15 protein-coding genes are annotated in these 19,677 nt (G+C 71.1%); 8 read left to right on the top strand and 7 right to left on the bottom strand.

Features of this window, described 5'->3' with window-relative positions; all coding sequences use genetic code 11:
* Window positions 1-42 precede the first annotated feature (42 nt).
* Together polA and LDL48_RS05450 are read left to right on the top strand one after the other, a co-directional pair.
* Complete coding sequence (gene polA, locus LDL48_RS05455) at window positions 43-2,727, top strand: DNA polymerase I (RefSeq protein ID WP_225253884.1); 2,685 nt, start codon at window positions 43-45, stop codon at window positions 2,725-2,727.
* A 127-nt stretch (window positions 2,728-2,854) separates the two neighbouring features.
* Complete coding sequence (locus LDL48_RS05450; RefSeq protein ID WP_225253883.1) at window positions 2,855-3,223, top strand: ArsR/SmtB family transcription factor; 369 nt, start codon at window positions 2,855-2,857, stop codon at window positions 3,221-3,223.
* A gap of 224 nt (window positions 3,224-3,447) precedes the next feature.
* Here the strand turns inward: LDL48_RS05450 and LDL48_RS05445 are convergent, their stop codons facing one another.
* Genes LDL48_RS05445 through LDL48_RS05435 form a run of 3 tightly spaced genes read right to left on the bottom strand, consistent with a single transcriptional unit; the run spans window position 3,448 to window position 4,842 of the window.
* Window positions 3,448-3,774, bottom strand: a complete 327-nt coding sequence (locus LDL48_RS05445; protein ID WP_225253882.1) for a DUF3140 domain-containing protein — start codon at window positions 3,772-3,774, stop codon at window positions 3,448-3,450.
* Window positions 3,764-3,976 (bottom strand): hypervirulence associated TUDOR domain-containing protein, encoded by a 213-nt coding sequence (locus LDL48_RS05440; RefSeq protein ID WP_225253881.1) that lies wholly within the window; start codon window positions 3,974-3,976, stop codon window positions 3,764-3,766. The genes LDL48_RS05445 and LDL48_RS05440 overlap by 11 nt, the downstream gene beginning before the upstream one ends.
* A gap of 38 nt (window positions 3,977-4,014) precedes the next feature.
* Window positions 4,015-4,842, bottom strand: a complete 828-nt coding sequence (locus LDL48_RS05435) for a class I SAM-dependent methyltransferase (RefSeq protein ID WP_308016435.1) — start codon at window positions 4,840-4,842, stop codon at window positions 4,015-4,017.
* A 341-nt stretch (window positions 4,843-5,183) separates the two neighbouring features.
* Here LDL48_RS05435 and rpsA point away from each other — a divergent pair, with 341 nt between their 5' ends.
* The 3 genes from rpsA (at window position 5,184) to uvrB (ending at window position 10,470) form a co-directional block, all read left to right on the top strand.
* Window positions 5,184-6,695, top strand: coding sequence for a 30S ribosomal protein S1 (rpsA, locus tag LDL48_RS05430; RefSeq protein WP_225253879.1), 1,512 nt, complete (start codon window positions 5,184-5,186; stop codon window positions 6,693-6,695).
* An 87-nt stretch (window positions 6,696-6,782) separates the two neighbouring features.
* Window positions 6,783-7,970: a dephospho-CoA kinase gene (coaE, locus tag LDL48_RS05425; RefSeq protein ID WP_225253878.1), complete on the top strand. Its 1,188-nt coding sequence runs from the start codon at window positions 6,783-6,785 to the stop codon at window positions 7,968-7,970.
* A 382-nt stretch (window positions 7,971-8,352) separates the two neighbouring features.
* Window positions 8,353-10,470, top strand: coding sequence for an excinuclease ABC subunit UvrB (gene uvrB / locus LDL48_RS05420; protein WP_225253877.1), 2,118 nt, complete (start codon window positions 8,353-8,355; stop codon window positions 10,468-10,470).
* Window positions 10,471-10,744: 274 nt separating this feature from the next.
* On the opposite strand, the gene LDL48_RS05415 is transcribed toward uvrB, so the two are convergent.
* Window positions 10,745-11,818: a GNAT family N-acetyltransferase gene (locus LDL48_RS05415; RefSeq protein ID WP_225253876.1), complete on the bottom strand. Its 1,074-nt coding sequence runs from the start codon at window positions 11,816-11,818 to the stop codon at window positions 10,745-10,747.
* 803 nt (window positions 11,819-12,621) lie between these two features.
* Window positions 12,622-12,918 carry an antibiotic biosynthesis monooxygenase family protein gene (locus tag LDL48_RS05410; RefSeq protein WP_225253875.1) on the bottom strand — a complete coding sequence of 99 codons (297 nt, stop codon included), beginning with the start codon at window positions 12,916-12,918 and terminating at the stop codon, window positions 12,622-12,624.
* 359 nt (window positions 12,919-13,277) lie between these two features.
* Between LDL48_RS05410 and LDL48_RS05405 the strand changes: the two genes are divergently transcribed.
* Entirely contained in the window at window positions 13,278-14,279 is a 1,002-nt protein-coding gene (locus LDL48_RS05405; RefSeq protein WP_225254125.1) for a TerC family protein, read from the top strand.
* Window positions 14,280-14,324: 45 nt separating this feature from the next.
* Here the strand turns inward: LDL48_RS05405 and LDL48_RS05400 are convergent, their stop codons facing one another.
* Complete coding sequence (locus LDL48_RS05400) at window positions 14,325-15,071, bottom strand: glucose 1-dehydrogenase (protein ID WP_225253874.1); 747 nt, start codon at window positions 15,069-15,071, stop codon at window positions 14,325-14,327.
* 100 nt (window positions 15,072-15,171) lie between these two features.
* Between LDL48_RS05400 and LDL48_RS05395 the strand changes: the two genes are divergently transcribed.
* Complete coding sequence (locus LDL48_RS05395) at window positions 15,172-15,576, top strand: winged helix-turn-helix transcriptional regulator (protein WP_225253873.1); 405 nt, start codon at window positions 15,172-15,174, stop codon at window positions 15,574-15,576.
* Window positions 15,577-15,626: 50 nt separating this feature from the next.
* Here LDL48_RS05395 and typA read toward each other — a convergent pair whose 3' ends face one another.
* Window positions 15,627-17,492, bottom strand: coding sequence for a translational GTPase TypA (typA, locus tag LDL48_RS05390; RefSeq protein WP_225253872.1), 1,866 nt, complete (start codon window positions 17,490-17,492; stop codon window positions 15,627-15,629).
* 247 nt (window positions 17,493-17,739) lie between these two features.
* Between typA and LDL48_RS05385 the strand changes: the two genes are divergently transcribed.
* Complete coding sequence (locus LDL48_RS05385) at window positions 17,740-19,638, top strand: purple acid phosphatase family protein (protein WP_225253871.1); 1,899 nt, start codon at window positions 17,740-17,742, stop codon at window positions 19,636-19,638.
* Window positions 19,639-19,677: the final 39 nt, after the last annotated feature.

Below are 19,677 nucleotides of genomic sequence, written 5' to 3'. Positions count from 1 at the left end.
CCTCGGCTTTTCTGTCGTACCCGGCGACTAGAGTCGTCCCCCGTGAGCAACGACGCGCCCCGACTACTGCTTCTCGACGGACACTCCCTGGCGTACCGGGCGTTCTTCGCCCTGCCGGTGGAGAACTTCTCCACGCAGACCGGGCAGCCCACCAACGCGGTCTTCGGTTTCACCTCGATGCTGATCAACATGTTGCGCGACGAGCAGCCGACGCACATCGTGGTGGCCTTCGACGTCTCCCGGCACTCCTTCCGCACCGACAAGTACGCGGAGTACAAGGCGGGCCGCTCGGAGACACCGCAGCCGTTCCAGGGTCAGGTCAGCCTGATCAAGGAGGTGCTGGAGGCGCTGCGCATCCCGGTGGTGGAGAAGCCCGGCTACGAGGCGGACGACGTCATCGCCACGCTCTCCTGCCAGGCCCGCGACCAGGGCATGGAAGTGATCATCTCGACCGGCGACCGGGACGCCTTCCAGCTCGCCGGCGAGCACGTCACGATCCTCTATCCGGTGCGCGGCGTCTCCGAGGTGTGGCGGATGACCCCGGCCGCCATCGAGGCGAAGTACTTCGTCCCCCCGGAGCGCTACCGCGACAAGGCCGCGCTGGTCGGCGAGACCAGCGACAACCTGATCGGCGTGCCCGGTGTCGGCGACAAGACCGCGGCCAAATGGATCAAGGAGTACGGCGGCCTCGACGGCATCGTGGCGAACGTTGACAAGATCAAGGGCAAGGCCGGCGAGAACCTGCGCGCCCACCTGGCCGACGTGCTCCGCAACTACGACCTCAACGCGCTGGTCACCGACCTGGAGCTGCCGCTCGCCCCGGCCGACGTGAAGTGGCAGGGCTGGGACCGCGAGGCCGTGCACCAGGTGTTCGACGCGCTGGAGTTCCGGGTGCTGCGCGAGCGGTTGTATTCCTATCTGGACGCGGTGGAGCCCGAGGCCGAGTCCGGCTTCGACCTGTCCGGCAGCGTGCTGGGCGCCGGCCAGGTCGCCGGGTGGCTGCGGGAACACGCCGGGGCCGCTCCGGTCGGCGTCGCGGTGACCGGGCGGTTCGGCCGCGGCACCGGCGAGCTGACCGGCGTCGCGGTGGCCACCGGCGACGGTCCCGCCGCCTGGTTCGACCCGGCCACGCTGGACGAGAACGACGAGCGCGCGGTGGCCGCCTGGCTGGCCGAGCCGGCCCGGCCCAAGGTGATCCACGACGCCAAGCCGGCGATGCTGGCGTTCCGGGCGCACGGCTGGTCGCTGGCCGGGGTCCGGGTCGACACCGCCCTCGCGGCCTACCTGGCGAAGCCCGACCAGCGGGCGTACGACCTGACCGACCTGGCGCTGCGCTACCTCAAGCGCGAGCTGCGGGTGGACACCCCGGACGACGGTCAGCTCACCCTGGACGGGCTGGGCGACGAGGGCGTGGCGGAGCAGAACGTCATGCTGCGGGCCCGCGCCACGCTGGATCTGGCCGACACGCTGACCGAGGAGCTGTCCCGAGACGACGGCGCCTCGCAGCGCCTGCTGATGGAGGTGGAGCAGCCGCTGTCGGTGGTGCTGGGCGCCATGGAGGCGATCGGCATCGCCGCCGACACCGACTACCTGTCCGAGCTGGAGGCGCACTTCGCCGCGGAGGTGAAGGCGGCCGCGCAGAGCGCGCACGAGGTGGTCGGCCGCGAGTTCAACCTCGGGTCGCCCAAGCAGTTGCAGGAGATCCTGTTCACCGAGCGCAACCTGCCCAAGACCAAGAAGATCAAGTCCGGCTACACCACCGACGCCGACGCGCTGCAGAGCCTGTTCGCGCAGACCGGCGACCCGCTGCTGGCGCACCTGCTGCGGCACCGCGACGTGGCCCGGCTGAAGTCCACCGTGGACGGCCTGCTCAAGTCCGTCTCCGACGACGGGCGCATCCACACCACGTTCAACCAGACGGTGGCCGCCACCGGCCGGCTGTCGTCCACCGAGCCCAATCTGCAGAACATCCCGATCCGCACCGAGGAGGGCCGGCGGATCCGCCGCGCGTTCATCGTCGGCGGCGGCTACGACCTGCTGATGACCGCCGACTACAGCCAGATCGAGATGCGCATCATGGCGCACCTCTCCGGCGACGACGCGCTGATCGCCGCGTTCAACTCCGGCGCCGACTTCCACGCCGCCACCGCCTCGTCGGTGTTCCACGTGCCGGTCGAGGACGTCGTGCCCGACCAGCGCCGCAAGATCAAGGCGATGAACTACGGCCTGGCGTACGGACTCAGCGCGTTCGGCCTGTCCAACCAGCTCGGCATCTCCACCGAGGAGGCGCGCGGGCTGATGGAGGAATACTTCGAGCGCTTCGGCGGGGTCCGCGACTACCTGCAGGTGGTGGTGCGGCGGGCGGTGCAGGACGGCTACACCGCCACCATCCTGGGCCGCCGGCGCTACCTGCCGGACCTGTCCAGCGACAACCGGCAGCGCCGCGAGATGGCCGAGCGGATGGCACTCAACGCCCCGATCCAAGGGTCGGCCGCCGACATCATCAAGGTCGCCATGCTGCGCGTCGACGAGGCGCTGCGCGACTCGGGCCTGCGCTCCCGGATGCTGCTGCAGGTGCACGACGAGCTGGTGTTCGAGGTCGCCGCGGAGGAACGCGAGGCGCTGGAGGAACTGGTCCGCCGCGAGATGGGCGGGGCCTACCCGCTGTCCGTGCCGCTCGAGGTGTCGGTCGGGCACGGCCGCGACTGGAACGGCGCCGATCACTGACAGTGGTCGCCGGGTGTGCGCCCGCGACGTCCGGCGCGGGTGGCACCGTTCTTGCCCGTGTGTCCCTGCTGAGCTGCCCCAATAGTACGTTCACAGAGGACTTGCGGGGCTCTGCAAGGCTATGCGCATGCCCACCCTTTCCTCGGAGACGACGTCACGTAGAGACACGCCGGCGTGGACGCCGGTGGTGCAGGGAGCGCTCGACGCCCAACAGGCCGACGCGTTCGCCCCCATGTTCAAGGCGCTCGGCGACCCCGTCCGTCTGCGCCTGCTGTCGATGATCGCGTCCGCCGGCCGTGGTGAGGTCTGCGTCTGCGACCTCACCGGCGAGTTCCAGCTGACCGGACCCACCATCTCCCACCACCTCAAGGTCCTTCGGGAGGCCGGCCTGGTGCACAGCGACCGCCGCGGCACCTGGGTGTACTACCGGCTGGTCCCGGGCGCGCTGGCGCTACTGGGCGGGCTGCTGGACCTGGGCGAGGCGGTCTCGGCCTGACCTCTGGACCTGGGCGAGGCGGTCTCGGCCTGACCTCTGGACCTGGGCCAGACGATTCCGGCCTGAACTCCGCCCGCCGCTGCCGGAGCGCCAGGTCACCCTCACCACCGGTCTGGCCGAGTCCGGCGGCCGCGGCCCGCACCCGGGGCCGGGCCGGGGATTCGGCGGGCGCCCGGAGCCGGCTCCGTCGGGTGGGATCCACCGACCCCTCGCCGGACCCGCTCTCAGTGCTTGAGCGGGTCGTGGCCCCAGTTCATCAGCGAGTGCCGCCACGGCGTGTCCCGCACGTCCCCGTCCGGGCGCTGGGCGAGGTGGCGGTGCACGTACCCGATGGCCTTGCGCATGTGGTCCTCGTCCGCATCGGTCAGATCGTCCTTGCGGGCGCGCAGGATCGCGACAACGCGGCGGCCGGAGTCGTGCCCGACGGATTCGCCGCCGCCGGCCGGTTTCTGGCCGACCGCCTTCGACTCCTCGGTGCCCAGCCACTTCTCCAACTCCGACGCGGTCATGTTGACCGCGTCGGAGAACTCGGCGTACGTCTCAGTCGTCATGCTTCAGCGCTCCCGGCTTGTGCACCGCCTCGCGCCCGGTCTTGTCGCTCCTGACCTTGTACTGCGGGTCGTCCTTCGACGCGGCCACGGTGCGGCCCGCCTCCTCGGTACGGGAGGTGATCTTCTGTTCCACGGTCCCGTGCACCTGCTCGCCGTGGCTCTTCCAGGACACCTTGTCGCCCTTGCTCAGGTTGTCTGCCATGCCCTGGCAGTACCCGGAGAACCGACGCGAAAACCGACTCAACCCTGGTCGCGACGGGTGACGAAGATGGCCGTACCCGGGAACAGCCGTCCGCGCAGCGGGCTCCACTGGCCCCAGATCTGGTCGTGCCCGGCCGGCCACTCGGGTTCCACCAGGTCGTGCAGGACGAATCCGGCGGCGACCAGCTCCCGCACCCGGTCGCCGAGCGTGCGGTGCTGCTCGACGTACGAGGGCACGCCGCCGGGGTCCTGCTCCACGTACGGGCGGCGGTCGAAGTACGAGTGCACCGCGGTCAGTCCCGCCTCCCCGGGCTCGTCCAGGAAGATCCACCGCATCGGGTGCGTGATCGAGAACACCCAGCTGCCGCCGGGGCGCAGCACCCGGGCCACCTCGCGCATCACGGCGCCGGAGTCGGCCACGAACGGCACCGCCCCGAACGCGGTGCACACCACGTCGAACGCCCGGTCCGCGAACGGCAGCGCCAGCGCGTCCGCCTGGATCAGCGGCACCCGTACCCCGGACCGGTCGGCGGCCTCCCGCGCGTGCCGCAGCATGCCCGCGGAGAGGTCCAGCGCAACCACCTCGGCGCCCTGCCCGGCCAGCCAGCGGGCGCCGGCCGCGGCGCCGGCGCCGAGTTCCAGGACCCGCTGCCCCCGGACGTCGCCGAGCAGCCGGGCGTCCGCCTCGCGCAGCCCCTCGGGGCACCAGACGAAGTCCACGTCACCGAGGAACGCGCCGTGCTCGGCCTGGTACTCGTCGGCGTCCGCGTCCCACCACCGCCGGCTGGCGACGCGGCTCTCGGCGTCGGTCACCGGACGGCGGGTCACGGCTGTGCCGGAGGGCTGTTCCTCGATCACCCCGGCCACGGTACGGGAGGGCGCCGGGCCCTCCGCCGACACTCCGGTGTCGAACTCGTCCCCGAATCAGGACATATCGCCCCTGGTGGGGGCTTTGGTGAGAACATTGTGCCGCCGTCGGCAGGAGGGCTTGCAACCTGTGGTAATGCGCACGGTAAGCTAGTCGATGCGCTCGCGGATCGTGTGCCTCGGCAGGGAGCAGGTTCCGTGGTCGTCGGTCCCAGCTCGATCAGACTCGCATGGTCAGACTCCACCGTCATGATCACAACGGATGTTCGTGCTGTGCCCGTCGGCAGTTCCGCGGAGCGCGAGAGACACCACGAAACCATCCGTTCGGAGCAACAGTCCACATGACGAGCAGCATCGAGGCCACCTCGAGCGCCACCAGGGTCACCGTCGACGACCTCGGCTCGGAGGAAGCTTTCCTCGCGGCCATCGACGAGACCATCAAGTACTTCAACGACGGCGACATTGTCGAGGGAACCGTCGTTAAGGTCGATCGGGACGAGGTCCTGCTCGACATCGGCTACAAGACCGAGGGTGTCATCCCCTCGCGCGAGTTGTCGATCAAGCATGACGTGGACCCCGCGGAAGTGGTGTCGGTCGGAGACCACATCGAGGCCCTTGTTCTCACGAAGGAGGACAAGGAAGGCCGGCTGATCCTCTCGAAGAAGCGCGCGCAGTACGAGCGGGCGTGGGGCACGATCGAGAAGATCAAGGAGGACGACGGCGTCGTGCGCGGCTCCGTCATCGAGGTCGTCAAGGGTGGTCTCATCCTGGACATCGGCCTGCGTGGCTTCCTCCCCGCCTCCCTGGTCGAGATGCGCCGCGTGCGCGACCTCCAGCCGTACGTCGGTCGCGAGCTCGAGGCGAAGATCATCGAGCTGGACAAGAACCGCAACAACGTGGTCCTGTCCCGCCGCGCCTGGCTCGAGCAGACGCAGTCCGAGGTCCGCACCGAGTTCCTCAACAAGCTGCAGAAGGGCCAGGTCCGCAAGGGCGTCGTGTCCTCCATCGTCAACTTCGGTGCCTTCGTGGACCTGGGTGGCGTGGACGGCCTGGTGCACGTCTCGGAGCTGTCCTGGAAGCACATCGACCACCCGTCCGAGGTCGTCGAGGTCGGCCAGGAGGTCGAGGTCGAGGTGCTCGACGTCGACCTGGACCGCGAGCGCGTCTCGCTGTCGCTGAAGGCCACCCAGGAAGACCCGTGGCGCCAGTTCGCCCGCACCCACGCGATCAACCAGATCGTGCCGGGCAAGGTCACCAAGCTGGTTCCGTTCGGCGCCTTCGTCCGGGTGGACGACGGCATCGAGGGCCTGGTGCACATCTCCGAGCTGGCCGAGCGGCACGTCGAGCTGCCCGAGCAGGTCGTCCAGGTGGGCTCCGACGTCCTGGTCAAGGTCATCGACATCGACCTGGAGCGGCGCCGGATCTCGCTGTCGCTCAAGCAGGCCAACGAGGGCTTCGTCGAGGGCGAGGAGCACTTCGACCCGACCCTCTACGGCATGGCCGCGACGTACGACGCCGAGGGCAACTACATCTACCCGGAGGGCTTCGACCCGGAGACGGGCGAGTGGCTCGAGGGCTTCGACAAGCAGCGCGAGACGTGGGAGAAGCAGTACGCCGACGCCCGCGAGCGCTGGGAGGCCCACACCAAGCAGGTGCAGGCGTCCCGCGAGGCCGACGCCGACGCCGCGCTCAACCCGCCGGCGCCCGGTGGCGGTGGCGGTGCGACGTCGTCCTCCTCGTCCTCCTCGTCGAGCTCGCCGGCACCGGCGCGCGCGGCCGAGGAGCCGGCCGGCACGCTGGCCACCGACGAGGCGCTCGCCGCACTGCGCGAGAAGCTCGCCGGCGGCAAGTGAACCGCCGATCGGCGAGGTAACCGCTGATCCATCCGAAAGGCCGTCCGCGACTTCTGTCGCGGGCGGCCTTTCGGCCATACTTGCCCGGTGCTGATGGTGGGTCTGACCGGTGGAATCGGCGCCGGCAAGAGTGCGGTGGCGCAACGGCTCGCCCGGCACGGCGCCGTCGTGATCGACGCCGACGTGCTGGCCCGCGAGGTCGTCGCACCCGGCACCGACGGGCTCGCCGAGGTGGCCGAGGCGTTCGGACCGGACGTCGTCGGCCCGGACGGCACCCTGGACCGGCCCGCCCTCGGCGCGCGGGTGTTCGGCGACGAGACCGCCCGCCGCCGGCTGGAACAGATCATCCACCCCCGGGTACGCGCCCGCACCGCCGAACTGGCCGCCGCCGCACCCGCCGACGCCGTGGTGGTCAACGACGTACCGCTGCTCGTCGAGACCGGTATCGCCCCCACGTACCATCTGGTCCTGGTCGTCGCCGCGAGCGAGGACGTCCGGGTGCGGCGGCTGGCACAGACCCGCGGCATGACCCCGGAACAGGCCGCGGCCCGGATCGCCGCCCAGGCCGGCGACGACCGGCGGCACGCCGCCGCGGACGTGCTGCTCACCAACGAGGCCGGGCTCACCGAGTTGCACGCGCAGGTGGACCGGCTGTGGCGGGACCGGCTCCGGCCGTACGAATGGAACCTGCGGACCGGCCAGATCGCGGTGCCGGACCGTACCCTGCGGATCATGCCGTCGAATCCGGACTGGCCGGCGCAGGCGGCCCGGATCATCGCCCGGATCCGGCACGCGGTCGGCCCCCGGGTCCCCGTCGCCCACATCGGTTCCACCGCCGTGCCCGGACTCCCCGCCAAGGATCTCATCGACCTGATGCTCGGCGTCCGCACGTTGGAGGAGGCGGACGGGCTGGCCGGTGCGTTGCTGCGCGCCGGACTGCCCCGCCGCGCGGGGGAGTGGTACGACAACGCCCGCGGCATACCGGGCAAGACCTGGCCGAAGCGGCTGCACGGCAGCGCCGACCCGGGCCGGTCGGTCAACCTGCACGTCCGCGTGTCCGGATCCCCCGGCTGGCGGTTCGCGCTGCTCATGCGCGACCACCTGCGGGCGGTGCCGGCCGCGCGGGACGAGTACGCCCAGGCCAAGGAACGCTGGGCGGCCGAGCACGGCGACATCGACGGGTACGCGGAGGCGAAGGAGCCGTGGTTCGACGCGGAGGCCCGGGCGGCGGACACCTGGGCACTGCAGACCGGCTGGCATCCGGTCTGTGCCTGAGCGGCGAGCCGGCGTGCGGGTCTGTGGCTGAGCGGGCCGCTGGCGTCCGTCTGCGCCTGAGCGGCATACGCGGGGCCGACAGGGGGGCCGACAAGGAAGGGGCCGTCGCGGCGGCCGGTCGGCACTAGGCACGACCACCGTCGGTGCGCACGCCGGCAGGGCCGGGGCTGCAACCACGGTGCCGGGCGGAGGGGCCATCGGACGGTCCCGGAGCCCGCTCGGCGGCCGCCGCGAAGCGGCCTACCGCATCAGGGTAGAGGGCCGTGGAAACCCGGGACAATGCCCGGCGGTGGTGCCGATTGTGCACCCTGAGCACAGCCGCCGGTCGATCGCTTCCGGTGGGCCCGGAAACTTGTCATACCCCCGACGTACCGTGGACCCCATGGCGCTCGACATCCCACGCCTCGACGGCCGTTTCGAGGTCATCAGCGATTTCCAGCCGGCCGGCGACCAGCCCACGGCGATCAACGACTTGGAGCGCCGGGTCCGCGGCGGAGACCGGCACTCGGTGCTGCTCGGCGCGACCGGCACCGGCAAGAGCGCCACCGCCGCCTGGCTCATCGAGCGCCTGCAGCGGCCGGCGCTGGTGATGGCGCCCAACAAGACGCTCTGCGCCCAGCTGGCGAAGGAGCTGCGCGAGCTGCTGCCGAACAACGCGGTGGAATACTTCGTCAGCTACTACGACTACTACCAGCCCGAGGCGTACATCGCGCAGACCGACACCTACATCGAGAAGGACTCGTCGGTCAACGAGGAGGTCGAGCGCCTGCGGCACTCGGCCACCATGTCGCTGCTGACCCGCCGCGACGTCGTGGTGGTCGCCACGGTGAGTGCCATCTACGGCCTGGGCACCCCGCAGGAATACGTCGAGCGCGCCGCCCACGTGAAGGTGGGCCAGGAGGTCGACCGGGACAAGCTGCTCCGCCGCCTGGTGGAGATCCAGTATTCGCGCAACGACATGGCCTTCCAGCGGGGCACGTTCCGGGTCCGGGGGGACACCCTGGAGATCATCCCGGCGTACGAGGAACTGGCCGTGCGCGTCGAGCTGTTCGGCGACGAGGTGGAGAAGCTCTACTACCTGCACCCGCTGACCGGCGAGATCGTCCGCGAGGTGGACGAGCTGGTCATCTTCCCGGCTACGCACTACGTGGCCGGCCCGGAGCGGATGGAGCGGGCGATCCGTGACATCGAGGCCGAGCTGGCCGAGCGGCTGGCCGAGCTGGAGCGGCAGGGCAAGCTGCTGGAGGCGCAGCGGCTGCGGATGCGCACCACGTACGACATCGAGATGATGCGCCAGGTCGGGTTCTGCAACGGCATCGAGAACTACTCCATGCACATGGACGGCCGGAAGCCCGGTGACCCCTCGTTCACCCTGCTCGACTACTTCCCGGACGACTTCCTCACGATCATCGACGAGTCGCACGTGACGATCCCGCAGATCGGCGGCATGTACGAGGGGGACGCCTCCCGCAAGCGCATCCTCATCGAGCACGGTTTCCGGCTGCCCAGCGCCGCCGACAACCGGCCGCTGCGCTTCGACGAGTTCCTGGAGCGGGTCGGCCAGATGGTCTTCCTGTCCGCCACCCCGGGCCCGTGGGAGATGCAGCAGACCGGCGGGGAATACGTGGAGCAGGTGATCCGGCCGACCGGCCTGGTCGATCCGCAGGTCGTGGTGAAGCCGACCAAGGGCCAGATCGACGACCTGATGCACGAGATCAAGGAACGCACCGACCGCGACGAGCGGGTGCTGGTCACCACGCTGACCAAGAAGATGGCCGAGGATCTCACCGACTACCTGCTGGAGAACGGCATCCGGGTGCGCTACCTGCACTCCGAGGTCGACACGCTGCGCCGGGTCGAGCTGCTCAAGGAACTCCGCAAGGGCGACTACGACGTCCTGGTCGGCATCAACCTGCTGCGCGAGGGCCTCGACCTGCCCGAGGTGTCGCTGGTCGCCATCCTGGACGCGGACAAGGAGGGCTTCCTGCGCAGCGGCCGCTCGCTCATCCAGACCATCGGCCGCGCCGCCCGTAACGTCTCGGGCGAGGTCCACATGTACGCCGACAAGATGACCCCCTCGATGCGCGACGCCATCGAGGAGACGGACCGGCGCCGCGCCAAACAGATCGCCCACAACGAGGCGAACGGCATCGTGCCGCAGGCGCTCCGCAAGAAGATCCACGACATCCTCGACGACATCTACCGCGAGGCCGAGGACACCGACACCGCGGTCAGCGGCGCCATGGTCGGCGGCGGCGGCCGCCAGATGTCCCGTGGCAAGGGCCCGGTGCCGGAGACCCGGTCCAAGTCCCGCGCCTCGTCCACACCGGCCCGCGAGGGCATGGCCCGCGCCGAGCTGGCACAGCTCATCCAGGACCTCAACGACCAGATGCTGGCCGCCGCCCGGGAGCTGCAGTTCGAGCTGGCCGCCCGGATCCGCGACGAGGTGTCCGAGCTGAAGAAGGAACTGCGGGGGATGGACATGACCGGCGTCAAGTAACCCGGATCAGCGTCCAGCGCCGGGGTTCCCGATCGACGCGGTCCGTGGGCAACCGCGGGCCGCCGGTCTCGGGGTGCGGGGGTTCTGGTCCTGGGCGGCTGCGGGCTGGCGGTCTCGGGGTGTGGGGGTTCTGGTCCTGGGCGGCTGCGGGCTGGCGGTCTCGGGGTGCGGAGGCCCCGGGGCGGTCGCGGGTCGGCGGCCGGCGCTCGGGTGACGTGCCGGCCGTCAGGTCGCGTAGCACGTTCGTCTGCCGTCAGGTCGCGTCCGCCGGCCGTCAGGTCGCGTAGCGCGCCCGCCGGCCGGCCGGGATGAATCCGAGCCGCCGGTACAACCGCCCGGCCGGATTGTTCACATTGACCTCGAGCGAGGCCCGCACCGCACCGCCGGCCCGCATCCGCCGTAGTGCCTCCCGGACCAGTGCCGCGCCGACCCCGGCACCGCGGGCCGCCGGCACGACACCCACCTGGGCGATCCGGTCGCTCTCCGCGAGGAGGAACCCGGCGTCACCCACGCCCGGCACGGTGGCCAGCACCGACAGCCGCGGCCGGAAGTCCGCGTCCTCGTCGGCGTCGCCGATCCACTCCTCCGCCGACCACCCCGGAAAGCCGGGCCGCTCCCGGAACGCCGCCTGGTACACAGCGAAGAACCGCGGCGCAGTGTCCCCGGACCAGTCCCGCAGCACGGTCCCCGGCGGCCACACCGGCTCCGGCACGGCCTCGGTGAGGTCGATCCGCAGCACGTCCTCGGCGAACACCTGACGCAGTCCGCGCGAACGGAACAGCGCCTCCGCGGCCGGCACCAGCGACTCGGTCTCTACCGTCACTCGACCGCCGCCCTCCGGGCTGATGGACCCGTCCTCCTCGGCGCCGACGGGACCGTTCCCGGCGGGGCGTTCCAGGGCTGGGGCGAGAGGGCCGTCCTCGACGGCGGCGACCACTCCCTCGCCGACTTGATCCGGGCGACCACCCTCGACCGGGTCAGGGTGGCTGCCCTCGGCCTGGTCCAGGCGGCTGTCCTCGGCCTGGTCCAGGCGGCTGCCCTCGGCCAGGCCCCAGTCCAGCAGTCGACTGCCGAGCCCGCGTCCACGCCAGTCCGGATGGACCAGCCCGGTGAACAGCGCCCCGCCGTCGGCCGGATACGGACGCACCGCCCCGGCCGCGACCAGTCGGCCGCCGACCCACCCGCCGAGTGTCACGACGCCCTCGGCGGACCACCGGCCGCGCAGAAATCCCGGATCGGTGGCAGCGGACAGGCCGCCGTCCCGCGCGTGGCCGGCCATGGCCAGCGCCACCAGGTCGTCGGCGGCGCCGTCGAGTGGCGCCCAGTTCACCTCGTCCGATTCCGGCACGCGCCGCAGCGTAGCCACGGTCCGCCGTGCTCCGCACCGGATTTCCTGGCAGTCACCTGACGCGGCGCATCGCACGTCAGCTCGCCGCGCCCGAGCTGGTGGTGGGGTCCGCTGCCGGCAGATCTTGTGCACCTGTGGTCGTATATCGACCACAGCTGCACGACTTCGACGCCCGCGGACGTTCGACGCCTGCGGACGGCCGCGTCGCCCGAGTCCCCGTCCGCAGCGCATCACCCGACCTTTCGGCTCGGGCGTGGGGAGCAGTGGCGCGCTTCGCGCCGCAACTCCACCCGCCCCTCCGACCCGAGCCCGGCGTGTGGAGGCGCGGCGCGGAGCGCGCCCGGAAGCCACGCGCGCCCGGCGTGTGGGGTGCGGCGCGGAGCGCGCCCGGAAGCCACACGCGCCCGGCGTGTGGGGGTGCGGCGCGCAGCGCGCCCGGAAGCCACGCGCGTCCGGCGTGTGGGGTTGCGGTGCGTGGCGCGCCCGGGACCGACCCGCGCCCGGGGTGCGGATTCCGGCGCGCTCGGCAAAGCCACATCGGCGCAACCACGCGCGACCCATCACGCCTGCGACCCCGTCCATAGCGGTCACCTACTGCCCGACCGCCCGACGCTCGACCGCCAGCGCCCGCACGAGACGGCAGGCGCGGAGTCCGAGCCGTCGACTGGACCGGTGCCACGAGCACGCCGCAGGAAACGCGGAATCGAAGCCGTCGACTCGGCCGGCGCCACGACACCACCGGCCCGACATCCGAGACATCGGACGGACCGGCCGGCGAGGCCCCGGCGAGGGCCAGGGACCGCCTAGCCGGCCGCGACGTCGGTGAAGTGTTCGACCACCGGGGGCTTGGCGAAGAATGGCCCGATCAGCGCCCGCCACTCGCCGAAGCGCTCGGTCTCCCGGAAGTTTTCCTGGTGCGCCGCGACGCTGTCCCACTCCACCAGGAGCACGAACCGGGACGGTGACTCGATGCCGCGGGTCATCCGTACCGACTGGCATCCGGGGGTGCCGGCGAGGATCGGGTGGGCCTTCTGGTACGCCGCGGCGAAGGCGTCCTCCCGGCCGGGGAAGACGTCGATGAGGGCAACTTCGAGGATCATGATGCCAGCCTGCCATACCGGCAGGTGGCTAGCCTCCTAGGATGCCCTAGCGGTGGTGCGGTACCGTGCAAAAAGCGTCCGCGACCTGGTCTTTTAGGCACCGACGGGGAGACCTCGCGCACTTATCCCCATCTGGTGTGTGCGAACTGCCGTGGATGCGACACAATGGCGAGGTTGGAAGGGGAGTATTCCTCTGCGCCGGTCTCGTCAACACGGTCCCATCCCTGAGGGTGGACCCGGGGCCGGCGGTCGGTCACCCGCTCTCGGGCGCCCGGCGGAAGAGACCTTCGACAGTCGCATGTCGCTGCACCCGACCGAGTCGTGGTGCAGCGATGAACCGTGTCTGCCGGAGGTTCCTGTTGAACGTGTCCGCCTGGGTCTGGATCGTCACCCTGGTCGCCCTCGTCGCCGTGCTCGCGGTCGACCTGCTGATCGTCGGCCGGCGACCACATGAGCCCAGCATGCGTGAGGCCGGGTCCTGGGTCGGCTTCTACGTGGCCTTCGCGCTGCTGTTCGGTGTGGGCGTCTGGGTCACCGCGGGCGGCACGTACGCCGCGGAGTTCTACACGGGCTGGCTGACCGAGTACAGCCTCTCCGTCGACAACCTGTTCGTCTTCGTGATCATCATGGCCCGGTTCGCGGTGCCCCGGCGCCTCCAGCAGAAGGTGCTGCTCATCGGCATCGTGCTGGCGCTGCTGATGCGCGGTGCGTTCATCGCGGCCGGTGCGGCGCTGATCGCGCAGTTCTCCTGGGTCTTCTACATCTTCGGTGCCTTCCTGGTGTACACCGCCGTCACGCTGGTGAAGCAGGGCGAGAACGACGAGGAGGACTTCAAGGAGAACGTCCTCATCCGGTGGGCGAAGCGCGCGCTGCCGATCTCCTCGTCGTTCGGCGACGGCAAGATGATGATGCTGTCCGAGACCGGCAAGCGGCTGTTCACGCCGATGCTGATCGTGATGATCGCGATCGGTACCACCGACCTGATCTTCGCGCTGGACTCGATCCCGGCGATCTTCGGCATCACCAAGGAGCCGTACCTCGTCTTCACCGCGAACGTCTTCGCGCTGATGGGCCTGCGCCAGCTGTACTTCCTGCTCGGCGGCCTGCTGGAGCGTCTGGTCTACCTCAACCTCGGCCTGGCGTTCGTGCTCGCCTTCATCGGTGTGAAGCTCTTCCTGGAGGCGCTGCACACCAACCAGCTGTCGTTCATCAACGGCGGTGACGGTGTGCCGTGGGCGCCGGAGATCCCGATCTGGTTGTCGCTGCTGGTCATCATCGGCACGCTGGGCATCGCGACGGTGGCCAGCCTGATGAAGTCGTCACGCGACCGTCGCAAGGAACTGGCCGACAGCAAGGTCTGACGCCGCCCCTCCCGGCCGGCGGGTGCGCCGGCCGGGGACGGCAGGTCAGTGCTGGCCGCCGGAGGCGAAGATGACGTCGCCGGTGATCCAGCGCGCGTCGTCGGAGGCCAGGAAGGCGACGACCGGGCCCACATCCTCGGGTACGCCGAGACGCCCCAACGGGATGCCGGCGACCGCCTCCGCCTCGGCCGGGGAGCCGACGAAGCCCATGGCGCGGGTGCCGTGGGTGTCGGACGGGCTGGCCGCGATCGCGTTCACCCGGATGCCGCGGGGCGCGAGTTCCTTGGCGAGCACCGACGTCGCCGCCGCCAGCGCCGCCTTGGTGGCGGTGTAGAGCGAGGTGTACGGCGGGGTCGTGGAGATGCCGGCGGTGGCGATGTTGACGACGGAGGCGCCCGGCCGGGCCCGCCCGGCGAACGCCTGCATGGTGAGGAACGGACCGAGCAGGTTCGTGTCGATCTGGCGGTGGAATTCTTCCGGGGTCATCGCCTCCAGCGGGCCGAAACCGTACACGCCGGCGTTGTTCACCAGCACGTCCGGGACGCCGAAGGTGCTCTCGGCGGTGCCGATCAGCCGCTCGACGTCGTCCGGCCGGCGGATGTCGGCCGGCACCGCGATGGCGCGGCCGCCGGCGTGCTCGATGCCGGCGACGACTCGGCCGGCCGCCTCGGCGTCCGACACGTAGTTGACCACCACCCGGGCGCCGGCCGCGGCCAGCGACCGCGCGATTCCCGCCCCGATGCCCTTGGCGCCGCCGGTGACCACGGCGCTGCGTCCGGTCAGAGTTCCCATGGTGCTCCCCGTCTGAGTGGCGGGTCCGTCCCGCCTCGACCACGACGCTAGGCACCGCACTCTCTTTCGGAAAGAAGGCACCTTTTCGTAAGCTCCTGGCATGACGGTGACCCATCAGGCCGAAACGCTGGAGACCGCGCGCACGTTGCTTACCCGCGACACGTTCGCCCGAGACTGTCCCGGCCGTGCCGTCATGGACCAGGTGATGACGCGATGGGCGACGCTGATCCTGGCGGCACTGGTCACCGGACCGCACCGTTTCTCGGCGCTGGCCACCCGGGTGGAGGGGGTGAGTCAGAAGATGCTGTCGCACAATCTGAAGGCGCTGGTGCGTGCGGGCCTGGTCCACCGGGCCGTGGAGCCGACGGTGCCGCCGCAGGTCACCTACTCGCTGACCGCTCTGGGCGCGGACCTCGCCGGGCCGCTGTGCGCGCTCATCCACTGGTTCGGCGCCAACGCGCCGGCGCTGCAGGAGGCCCAGGCCCGCCACGACGCCACGCGCTGAGCCCAAAAAGGGGGTACGGCTGGCGTCAGCCGTACCCCCTGTGGTTGGTGCTACTGCGCGTGCTTGCGGCGGGCCGCCGCGCGACCGCGGGTCTGCTGGTCGAGCACCACCTTGCGGATCCGGACCGCGACGGGGGTGACCTCGACGCACTCGTCCTCGCGGCAGAACTCCAGTGCCTGCTCCAGGGAGAGCTTGCGCGGCGGGATCAGCTTCTCGGTCTCGTCGGAGGTCGACTGACGCATGTTCGTCAGCTTCTTCTCCTTGGTGATGTTGACGTCCATGTCGTCGGAGCGGGAGTTCTCGCCGACGATCATGCCCTCGTACACCTCGGTGGTCGGCTCGACGAAGAGCGTGCCGCGTTCCTGCAGGTTGGTCATGGCGAACGCGGTGACCACGCCGGCCCGGTCGGCGACCAGCGAGCCGTTGTTGCGGGTACGCAGCTCGCCGAACCACGGCTCGTAGTCCTCGAAGAGGTGGTGCAGGATGCCGGTGCCGCGGGTCTCGGTGAGGAACTCGGTGCGGAAGCCGATCAGCCCGCGGGCCGGCACCAGCCACTCCATCCGGATCCAGCCGGTGCCGTGGTTGACCAGCTGCTCCATCCGGCCCTTGCGGGTGGCCAGCAGCGAGGTGATCGCTCCCATGTACTCGTCGGGGGCGTCGATGGTGAGGCGCTCGACCGGCTCGTGCACCTTGCCGTCGATGGTGCGGGTGACGACCTGGGGCTTGCCGACGGTGAGCTCGTAGTTCTCCCGGCGCATCTGCTCGACCAGGATGGCGAGGGCCAGCTCGCCGCGGCCCTGCACCTCCCAGGCGTCGGGGCGTTCGGTGGGCAGCACGCGCAGCGACACGTTGCCGACCAGTTCCTTGTCGAGCCGGTCCTTGACCATGCGCGCGGTGACCTTGGCGCCCTTGACCCGGCCGACGAGCGGCGACTGGTTGGTGCCGATGGTCATCGAGATGGCCGGCTCGTCGACCGTGATCAGCGGCAGCGGGATCGGGTTCTCCGCGTCCGCCAGGGTCTCGCCGATCATGATCTGCGGGATGCCGGCCACCGCCATGATGTCGCCCGGGCCGGCCTGCTCGGCGGGCTTGCGCTCGAGGCCCTCGGTCATCAGCAGCTCGGAGATGCGGACCTTGTCGATGGTGCCGTCGGTGCGGCACCAGGCCACGGTCTGGCCCTTGCGGATGGTGCCCTCCCGTACCCGGCAGAGCGCCAGGCGGCCGAGGAACGGCGACGCGTCGAGGTTGACGACGTGCGCCTGCAGCGGCGCGTCCTCGGTGAAGGTCGGGGCCGGAATGGTCTCCAGGATCGTCTTGAACAGCGGTTCCAGGGTGTCGCTGTCCTCCGGGACGGTGCCGTCCTTGGGCTCGGTCAGCGAGGCGACGCCGTCGCGGGCGCAGGCGTAGACGATCGGGAACTCGATCTGGTGCTCGTCGGCGTCGAGGTCCAGGAAGAGTTCGTACGTGTCGTCGACGACCTCCTTGATCCGGGCGTCCGGGCGGTCCACCTTGTTGATCACCAGGATGATCGGCATCCGGGCCTTGAGCGCCTTGCGGAGCACGAACCGGGTCTGCGGGAGCGGCCCCTCGCTGGCGTCGACGAGCAGGACGACGCCGTCGACCATGGTCAGGCCGCGTTCCACCTCGCCGCCGAAGTCGGCGTGGCCGGGCGTGTCGATGATGTTGATGACGACGTTCTCACCGTCGGTGCCCCGGTAGCTGATCGCGGTGTTCTTGGCGAGAATGGTGATGCCCTTTTCCCGCTCCAGGTCCATGGAGTCCATCACACGGTCGCCCATCTCGGCGCGTGCGTGGAACTGTCCGCCCTGCCGCAGCATGGCGTCGACCAGGGTGGTTTTGCCATGGTCGACGTGAGCGATGATGGCGACGTTGCGGAGGTCGGTGCGGGTCTGCATGGCACCATTGTCCCCGGCCCGGGTTGCTGTTGCGCCCCGGGGTGGAATCACCTGCGTCACGTTCGCGGTCGTCCGGAGGGGGATTCGGGGCAGCGTACGCCGACCGGCGGCGGCCTCGTCCCGGACCCGGAGATTCGGCCCGGTCGTCGATGGAGTCGTGCCGCCGGGGCCGGTGCCGGGTCGGCCGATGGGCCGCGGCCCTCCGGTTCCGGTGCGGCGGTCGTCGCGGCGGTGCTCGGATGATGCCATGGGCTCTCCGCGCGTGGTGCCGGCCGTGGTCGCCGGGCTGGTCGCGGCGCTGCTGCACGCCGCCCCGGCCGGAGCCGGGGCGGACTCGGTCGACGAGATCCACTACTCGTACGGCGAGACGCCCGGGTCGGTGGTGGTGAACTGGCGTGGCGCGGCGACGACCATCGAGTACGGGCCGACCGCCGCGCACGGTTTCCAGGCGGTGGCCGGTGCGCCGGCGATCCTGCCGGTGGATTCCGGCGGGCCGTTCCGCGAGGTGGAGCTGACCGGCCTGGCCCCGGACACCGCCTACCACTACCGGATCTCCGACGGCGCCGACCACGTGCTGCGGACCGCGCCGCTGGGCAGTTTCCGCTGGGTCGACGTGGGCGACACGGCCAGCACGCTGTGCAAGCCGTGGGTGGCCGACGTGCACGCGCTGATCGCCCGGCTGGCGCCGCGTTTCGTCACGCACGGCGGGGACATCTCCGAGGCCAACGTGTGCGGTGCCGCGGCGGTGCACACGTACTACGTCGACCAGCAGGCCTGGTCGCTCGGGGCGGCGTTCCAGCCGGTGTGGGGCAACCATGAGTATGGGTCGCCGACCGCGGGTGCGCCGGCCGGGACGCCGCGCGACTCGCTGGCCAACTACAAGGGCCGCAGCGAGCTGACCAATCCGCAGACGCTGGCGCTCGACACGCCCACCCGGGTGACGGCGCCGGGCTGCCCGTACACCGGGTCGGTGAACACCTGCCGGGGTGAGGACTGGGGCTGGTTCCGGGCCGGCGGGGTGCTGTTCGTCAGCTACCCCGAGATGTGGCCGGGCGCGATGGCGGACTGGCAGCCGGTCGCGGACGCCCTGCTGGCGCGGGCGCAGGCGGACCCGGAGGTGGACTTCGTGATCACCTACGGGCACCGGCCGGCGTACTCCAGCCTGAACACGAACGGCTGGGATCCGGCGGTCCGGTCGGCGCTGGACGCGCTGGCCCGGCGGTACAGCCCGGCGCCGGGGCGTGCGGACGGTAAGTACGTGCTGAACCTGGCCCACCACGTGCACGCGCTGGAGGTGTTCGGGCCGGTACACGGCCTGACCCACGTCACGAACGCGGGCGGCGGGCAGGGCACGGTGAGCCTGCCGTCGCCGGCCGCCGGGTCGCTGCTGCGGTTCAGCCACCTGGGCGTGCTCGCCGGCGACTACGACGCCGGGGCGGGCCGGTTGTCGCTGCGCTGGGTGTGCGGGCCGAAGCTGGGGACCAAGGCCACCTGTGGGTACGGCGACACGGTCTGGTCCACCACGTTCCCGGCACCGGCCGGTCCCGCCCCGGCGCCCACGCCCGCGCCGACCGGGCCGGCTCCGACGCCCGCGCCCACGCCGACCGGCCCGGGCCCCACGGCGAGCCCCACACCGCCGGGTCCGGGGCCGTCCGGGACGCCCGTACCCGTCCAGGAGTGGATCTCCAATCCCGGTCTGGAGACCGACCTCGCGGGCTGGAGCGGCCGCCACGGCCCGGCCGCGTCGGTGACCGTGGGCCGGGTGACCACCGGCGCGCGCACCGGCCGGGCCTGCGTCCGGGTCGCGGCCGGCCGCGGCGCCAACAACCTGTCCAGCGGCTTCAAGGACCAGCCCCGGTGGGTACGGCGGACCGTGGCGGGCACCCGGTACACGGCGTCGGTGTGGGTGCGGCCGGGATCGGTCGGTCAGCAGGTCGTGGTGCGGTTGCGGGAGTGGACGTCCGGCGGCGCGGCGGTGACCGACCGCACCGGCACGCTCAAGGCCGTGACGACCGGCTGGCAGCAGGTGTCGGTGCAGGTCAAGGCGGTGAAGTCGGGCGGTAGCCTGTCGCTGGCGGTGTATGCGAAGGACCTGGACGCGGGGGAGTGGTTCCTCGCCGACGACCTGTCGTTGACCAGTGGCTGAGGCGGGGCCGGGGCACTCGGCCGGGAACGTCGCGGGCGG

Origin of the sequence: Jidongwangia harbinensis (assembly GCF_020216025.1) — a bacterium.
GTDB lineage: Bacteria > Actinomycetota > Actinomycetes > Mycobacteriales > Micromonosporaceae > Actinoplanes > Actinoplanes harbinensis.
This window is presented reverse-complemented; position numbering and strand designations above follow the sequence as displayed.